Origin of the sequence: Kitasatospora sp. NPDC093558 (assembly GCF_040683475.1) — a bacterium.
Classification (GTDB): Bacteria; Actinomycetota; Actinomycetes; order Streptomycetales; family Streptomycetaceae; genus Kitasatospora.
This window is the reverse complement of record NZ_JBFBDY010000407.1, coordinates 1-5,721: the sequence shown is the minus strand read 5'-3', so window position 1 is coordinate 5,721 and position 5,721 is coordinate 1. Positions and strand designations below refer to the sequence as shown.

Annotated in this window: 7 protein-coding genes; 5 read left to right on the top strand and 2 right to left on the bottom strand. The window is 74.7% G+C overall.

Going from position 1 to position 5,721, the window contains the following annotated elements; translation table 11 throughout:
• Positions 1–375 (bottom strand): dihydroxyacetone kinase phosphoryl donor subunit DhaM (dhaM, locus tag AB0O00_RS27660; protein ID WP_363656229.1); only part of this gene is annotated, 375 nt, incomplete at its 3' end.
• 172 nt (positions 376–547) lie between these two features.
• Between dhaM and dhaK the strand changes: the two genes are divergently transcribed.
• Both dhaK and dhaL read left to right on the top strand, forming a co-directional pair.
• Positions 548–1,543, top strand: coding sequence for a dihydroxyacetone kinase subunit DhaK (gene dhaK / locus AB0O00_RS27655; RefSeq protein ID WP_363656227.1), 996 nt, complete (start codon positions 548–550; stop codon positions 1,541–1,543).
• A gap of 34 nt (positions 1,544–1,577) precedes the next feature.
• On the top strand, positions 1,578–2,204 hold the full coding sequence (dhaL, locus tag AB0O00_RS27650; RefSeq protein ID WP_363656225.1) for a dihydroxyacetone kinase subunit DhaL: 627 nt from the start codon (positions 1,578–1,580) through the stop codon (positions 2,202–2,204).
• Positions 2,205–2,248: 44 nt separating this feature from the next.
• Here the strand turns inward: dhaL and AB0O00_RS27645 are convergent, their stop codons facing one another.
• Positions 2,249–3,412, bottom strand: coding sequence for a PP2C family protein-serine/threonine phosphatase (locus AB0O00_RS27645; protein WP_363656223.1), 1,164 nt, complete (start codon positions 3,410–3,412; stop codon positions 2,249–2,251).
• Positions 3,413–3,525: 113 nt separating this feature from the next.
• Here AB0O00_RS27645 and AB0O00_RS27640 point away from each other — a divergent pair, with 113 nt between their 5' ends.
• The 3 genes from AB0O00_RS27640 to AB0O00_RS27630 form a co-directional block, all read left to right on the top strand.
• Positions 3,526–3,723, top strand: coding sequence for a hypothetical protein (locus AB0O00_RS27640; RefSeq protein WP_363656221.1), 198 nt, complete (start codon positions 3,526–3,528; stop codon positions 3,721–3,723).
• Between the two features lie 126 nt (positions 3,724–3,849).
• Positions 3,850–4,068, top strand: a complete 219-nt coding sequence (locus AB0O00_RS27635) for a cation transporter (RefSeq protein WP_363656219.1) — start codon at positions 3,850–3,852, stop codon at positions 4,066–4,068.
• Positions 4,069–4,253: 185 nt separating this feature from the next.
• On the top strand, positions 4,254–5,721 hold a 1,468-nt coding region (locus AB0O00_RS27630; RefSeq protein ID WP_363656231.1), incomplete at its 3' end, for a heavy metal translocating P-type ATPase.

Here is a 5,721-nt window from a genome sequence, read left to right as displayed (position 1 = left end):
GCGCGCCTCCTCGCCCGCCGCGACCACCGCGGCCAGCCCCGCCCCGGACGTGGCGGTCACCGCGGCGGCCACCGCGCCCTCCACGAACGGCGCGTCCACCAGCCGCACGCCCGGCCGCGGCTCGTCCTCCAGCACGGTCACCGCGGTCAGCACCGAGCTCCCGAGGTCGGGCAGCACGACCACGCCCGCCCCGCCGTCCGCCTCGCCGACGGCGCGGGCGATCAGGTCGTAGCTGGTGCCGAGCCCGCCGTCCTCCGTCCCGGCGGCGACCACCACCCGCACCCCGTCCGGGGCCAGCTCGCCGAGCAGCTCCCGCAGTCCGGCGGCGAGTTGGGCACTGTGCGAGACCAGGACGATACCCACGTGTTCGGTCATGCCCCCGACCCTACGGCCCGCCGCGTCGCTCCGGGAACCTCTCCGGGAACCGCTCGTGGAGGCCGACGCGGGCCGCGCGCGTCGCATCCCGTGCCGATCCGCCCCCGGCTGGCGTAGCGTCGGGGCAGCAGCGTCCACGGCGGTAGCGTCCTCACCAAGGGAGCGAAGAGCGTTGAAGAAGCTGATCAACACCCCGGAGAGCGTCCTGGAGGACGCGCTGACCGGATTCGCCGCCGCCCACCCCGAGTTGACGGTGGACATCGCCAACCGCGTGGTCACCCGGGCCGCCCGCCCCGGCGCGCCGAAGGTCGCGCTGATCTCCGGCGGCGGCTCCGGCCACGAACCGCTGCACGCCGGCTACGTCGGCCCCGGCATGCTCGACGCCGCCTGCCCCGGCGAGGTGTTCACCTCCCCCGTACCCGACCAGATGCTCGCCGCCGCCAAGGCCGTCGACTCCGGCGCGGGCGTCGTCTTCGTCGTGAAGAACTACACCGGCGACGTCATGAACTTCGAGCTCGCCGCCGAACTCGCCGCCGAGGAGGGCGTCGAGGTCCGCACCGTCCTCGTCGACGACGACGTCGCGGTCGAGGACTCCACCTGGACGGCCGGACGCCGCGGCACCGGCGCGACCGTCATCGTCGAGAAGACCGCCGGCGCGCTCGCCGAACGCGGCGCCCCGCTCGACGACGTCGCCGCCCTCGGCGAGCGCGTCAACGCCGCCTCCCGCTCGTTCGCGATCGCGCTCACCGCGGCCACCGTCCCGGCCGTCGGCAAGCCCGGCTTCGACCTGCCCGAGGACGAGATCGAGGTCGGCGTCGGCATCCACGGCGAGCCCGGCCGCCGCCGCGAGAAGCTGCGCCCGGCCCGCGCCCTGGCCGCCGAGGTCGTCGAGACGATCCTCGCCGACCACCACCTCGCCCCCGGCGACGAGGTCATCGCCCTGCTCAACGGCCTCGGCGGCACCCCGCTGCTGGAGCTGTACGTCATGTACGGCGAGGTCGCCGCCCGGCTCGCCGGGCACGGCATCACGGTGGCCCGCAGCCTCGTCGGCAACTACGTCACCAGCCTCGACATGGCGGGCTTCTCGCTCACCCTCACCAAGGCCGACGGACAGCTGCTGGACCTCTGGGACGCCCCCGTCGACACCCCCGCCCTCAAGCGGGCCTGAGTCCTGAACGAGAGTCCTGAACGAGGAGACGCACGTGGACTTCGACACCCCGCTGGCCGAGGCCTGGATCCGCGCGATCGCCGCCGCCGTCGAGAAGGAGCAGGGCCGGCTCACCGAGCTGGACTCCGCGATCGGCGACGGCGACCACGGCAGCAACCTCCAGCGCGGATTCGCCGCCGTACTCGCCGCCCTCGACGGCCTCCCGCCGGCCGGCCCCGGCGCCGTGCTCACCAAGACCGGCACCACGCTGATCTCCAAGGTCGGCGGCGCCTCCGGCCCCCTCTACGGCAAGGCCTTCCGCGCGATCGGCGCCGCCCTGCCGGGCCCCGCCGCTCCGGCCGCCCTCGCCGAGGCCCTCGCGGCCGGCCTCGACGCCGTCCGCGCCCTCGGCAAGGCCGAACCGGGCGACAAGACCATCGTCGACGCCTACACCCCGGCCGTGGCCGCCTTCCGCGCCGCCGCAGCCGCGGGCGCCGCCCTCCCCGAGGCCGCCGCGGCGGCCGCCGACGCCGCCGAACAGGGCGCCCACGCCACCGTCCCGCTGCAGGCCCGCAAGGGCCGCGCCTCCTACCTCGGCGAACGCAGCAAGGGCCACCAGGACCCGGGCGCCACCTCGACGGCCCTGGTCTTCCGCGCCCTGGCCGACGTCACGACGGGCTAGCCGGGCGCAGGCGCGGCGGCGAGCCCCCAGCCGTCGCGCCCGTCTCAGTCGTCCGTCCGAGTGATCAACAGCAGCAGGGCGTCGTCGCCGAGCTTCCCGCCCGTGTGCGCCAGCAGGTCCGCGTACACCCGCTCCACCGCCGCCTCCAGTTCCCCCGCCGAGCGCGCGGCCCCCCGGACGAGCGCCCCGACCCGCTCGGCCAGCGGATAGAACTCCCCGCTCTTGCGGTGCCGCGCCTCGATCACCCCGTCGGTGAACAGCACCAGGACGTCGTCCACTCCGAACTCCTGCCCCCAGCTGACCGGCTCCCCCGCCGCGAGCCGCCCGAGCCCGAGCGGCACCCACGGGTCCGGCGAGTCCAGCACCTGCGCCTTGCCCTCCCCGTCGACCCGGATCGGCGGCACGTGCCCGTACTGCAGCAGTTCGATCACCCCGGACGTGCGGAACTCGACGAACAGCGCCGTCGTGAACTCCCCGTCCGGCACGTGCCGCTCGACGCTCGCCTCGATCCGCGCCGCGACGCCCCGCAGCCCGGTCTCGTCGTACGCGGCCTCGCGGAACGCGCCGAGCACGACCGCCGCCGTCTGCACGGCCGCGAGCCCCTTCCCCCGGACGTCCCCGACCGCGACCCGGGTGCCGTGCGGGGTCTCCAGCACCGAGTAGAGGTCCCCGCCGATGCGTGAGGCGTCCGCCGCCGACACGTAGCGCACCGCGAGCCGCAGCGGTCCGACGACCGGCCCCGGCAGCCGCAGGATCGCCCGCTGGGCGGCCTCGGCGACGGAGCTGACGGCCGCGAACGCCGCCGCGCGCCGCATCCTGATCTTGGCGACCCAGGCGGAGAACAGCGTCAGCACGACGTAGCTGACCATCGCCCCGTACACGAAGCGCGCGTCGTTGATGTTGACGACCTCGTCGTAGCGGCTGAGCCCGAACACCGCGAGCAGCCCGACCGCGCAGACCGCGAACAGCTCGCCGGGCTTGAGCGTCAGCGCGGCGATCACGGGGACGACGGTCATCAGCGGCGCGAGGTAGCGGTCCTTGCCGGAGAGCAGATCGGCCAGCGAGACCACGACGATCGCGGCGACCGCCGGGGCTGCCCGCCGCCAGAACGGGACGTCCTGGAGGTCCGTGGCCAGGAGGGCGTCGCGCTGCCGGTCCGGTGGCAGCCCGGCGGCCGCGGGCGACTGGGCGCGGCGGATCGGGAACACATATCGAACATATCGGACGATCAAGGCGCTCACCCATCCGCCCACCGGAGCCCTGGCGACCGGCCCGCCCCGATCGCCCGGAGATCCGGACGAACCGTACCGAAAAGCCCCATTTGCCATACAGTGCGACCAGAGCCGCCGACCTCGACTACATACGGGACCCCACCACCGAACAAGTCCACCGGTACACCTTCTACGACACGGCGGGCCTGGTCGTGGTCTCCTTGGGTGGACTGCTGTGGCTGAGATTGCCGGTCCGCCGGGAACGGGCGGCACCGATCCCGGCCCAGTTCCCGTCCGCCCCGGTGTGAGCCACCCGTACGGCGGTGCGATCCGCGTCACGCCACCCCTCCGTGGAATACCCCTGAGGGGTATGGTGTTATGAGCGTGAGAACCCGGGCGCCGCCCGGGGCCGCACAGACCTCCCGGAGGCCCGGATGTCCAGCACCATCACCTACACCGTGACCGGCATGAGCTGCGGCCACTGCGAGAACGCGATCAGCGAGGAGCTGTCCGCCCTCACCGGTGTCACCGGGGTGGCCGCCGACGCCAAGGCCGGCACCGTGACCGTCTCCTCCGCCGCCCCGTTGGACGACGAGCAGGTCCGCGCGGCCGTCGACGAGGCCGGCTACGAGCTGGTCAGCCGCAGCGCCTGAACCCGTCCGGCGCGGCGGGCCCGGGCAGTGGGCCCGCCGCCCGTCCCACCCCCCTCATCGCACCCACCGGCTCTAGGAGCAGCATGAGTACGACGGCACCCGGCCTGGAGGGCGCGACGACCGCTGCCGGGGAGCAGGCCGCCGGGGAGCACGTCCGGGACCGGGTCGAGCTGTCGATCGGCGGGATGACCTGCGCCGCCTGCGCCGCCCGGATCGAGAAGAAGCTCAACCGGATGGACGGCGTCGAGGCCACCGTCAACTACGCCACCGAGAAGGCCCGGGTCGACTACGGCCCCGGCGTCTCGGTCGAGGACCTGATCGCCACCGTCGAGCGCACCGGCTACACCGCCGAGCTCCCGCCGCCCCCGGTGGCCGCCGAGCCGGAGCCCGCCGGGGCCTCCGCCGCCGCGCCCGCGCCGCCCGCGGACCCGCTGCTCGAACGGCTGCGGATCTCCGCCGCCCTCACCGTCCCCGTGGTGCTGCTGTCGATGGTCCCGGCCCTCCAGTTCACCAACTGGCAGTGGCTGGCCTTCGCCCTCACCGGCCCGGTCGTGGTCCACGGCGGCCTGCCGTTCCACCGCGCCGCGTGGACGAACCTCAAGCACGGCGCCGCGACCATGGACACCCTCGTCTCGCTCGGCACCCTGGCCGCCTTCGGCTGGTCGGTCTGGGCCCTGTTCTGGGGCCACGCCGGGATGCCGGGCATGCGGCACGCGTTCTCGCTGTCGATCGGCGACACCGATCCCTCGTCCGCTCTGTACCTGGAGACGGCCGCCGCCGTCACCGTGCTGATCCTGCTCGGCCGCCACCTGGAGGCCCGCTCCAAGCGACGGGCCGGCGCCGCCCTGCACGCGCTGCTGGACCTCGGCGCCAAGGACGTGGCGGTGCTCGTCGAGGGGGGCGGACGCGAAGCGTCCTCGGACAAGGGTGGTGGTGGGCGACGGGTGGGCGAGGTGCGCCTGCCGGTGGACCGGCTGACCGTCGGCACCCGGTTCGTGGTCCGCCCCGGCGAGAAGATCGCCACCGACGGCTTCGTCGTCGAGGGCACCTCCGCCGTGGACGCCTCGATGCTCACCGGCGAGTCCGTCCCGGTCGAGGTCGCCGTCGGCGACGCCGTCGCCGGCGCCACCGTCAACGCGGGCGGCCGGCTCGTCGTCGAGGCCACCCGGGTCGGCGCGGACACCCAACTCGCCCGGATGGCCAAGCTGGTGGAGGACGCGCAGAACGGCAAGGCCGCCGCCCAGCGCCTCGCCGACCGGATCTCCGCCGTCTTCGTCCCGGTCGTCGTGCTCATCGCGCTCGCCACCCTGGTCGGCCGGCTCCTCGCCACCGACAGCCCGACCCAGGCGTTCACGGCCGCCGTCGCCGTGCTGATCATCGCCTGCCCCTGCGCCCTCGGCCTCGCCACCCCGACCGCCCTCATGGTCGGCACCGGCCGCGGCGCCCAGCTCGGCATCCTGATCAAGGGCCCGGAGGTGCTGGAGACAACGCGCAGGGTCGACACCGTCGTCCTCGACAAGACCGGCACCGTCACCACCGGCCGCATGGCGCTCGTCGCCGTGCACACCGCCGACGGCGTCACCGAGGCCGAGGCGCTGCGCCTGGCCGGCGCCGTGGAGCACGCCTCCGAGCACCCGATCGCCGGGGCGATCG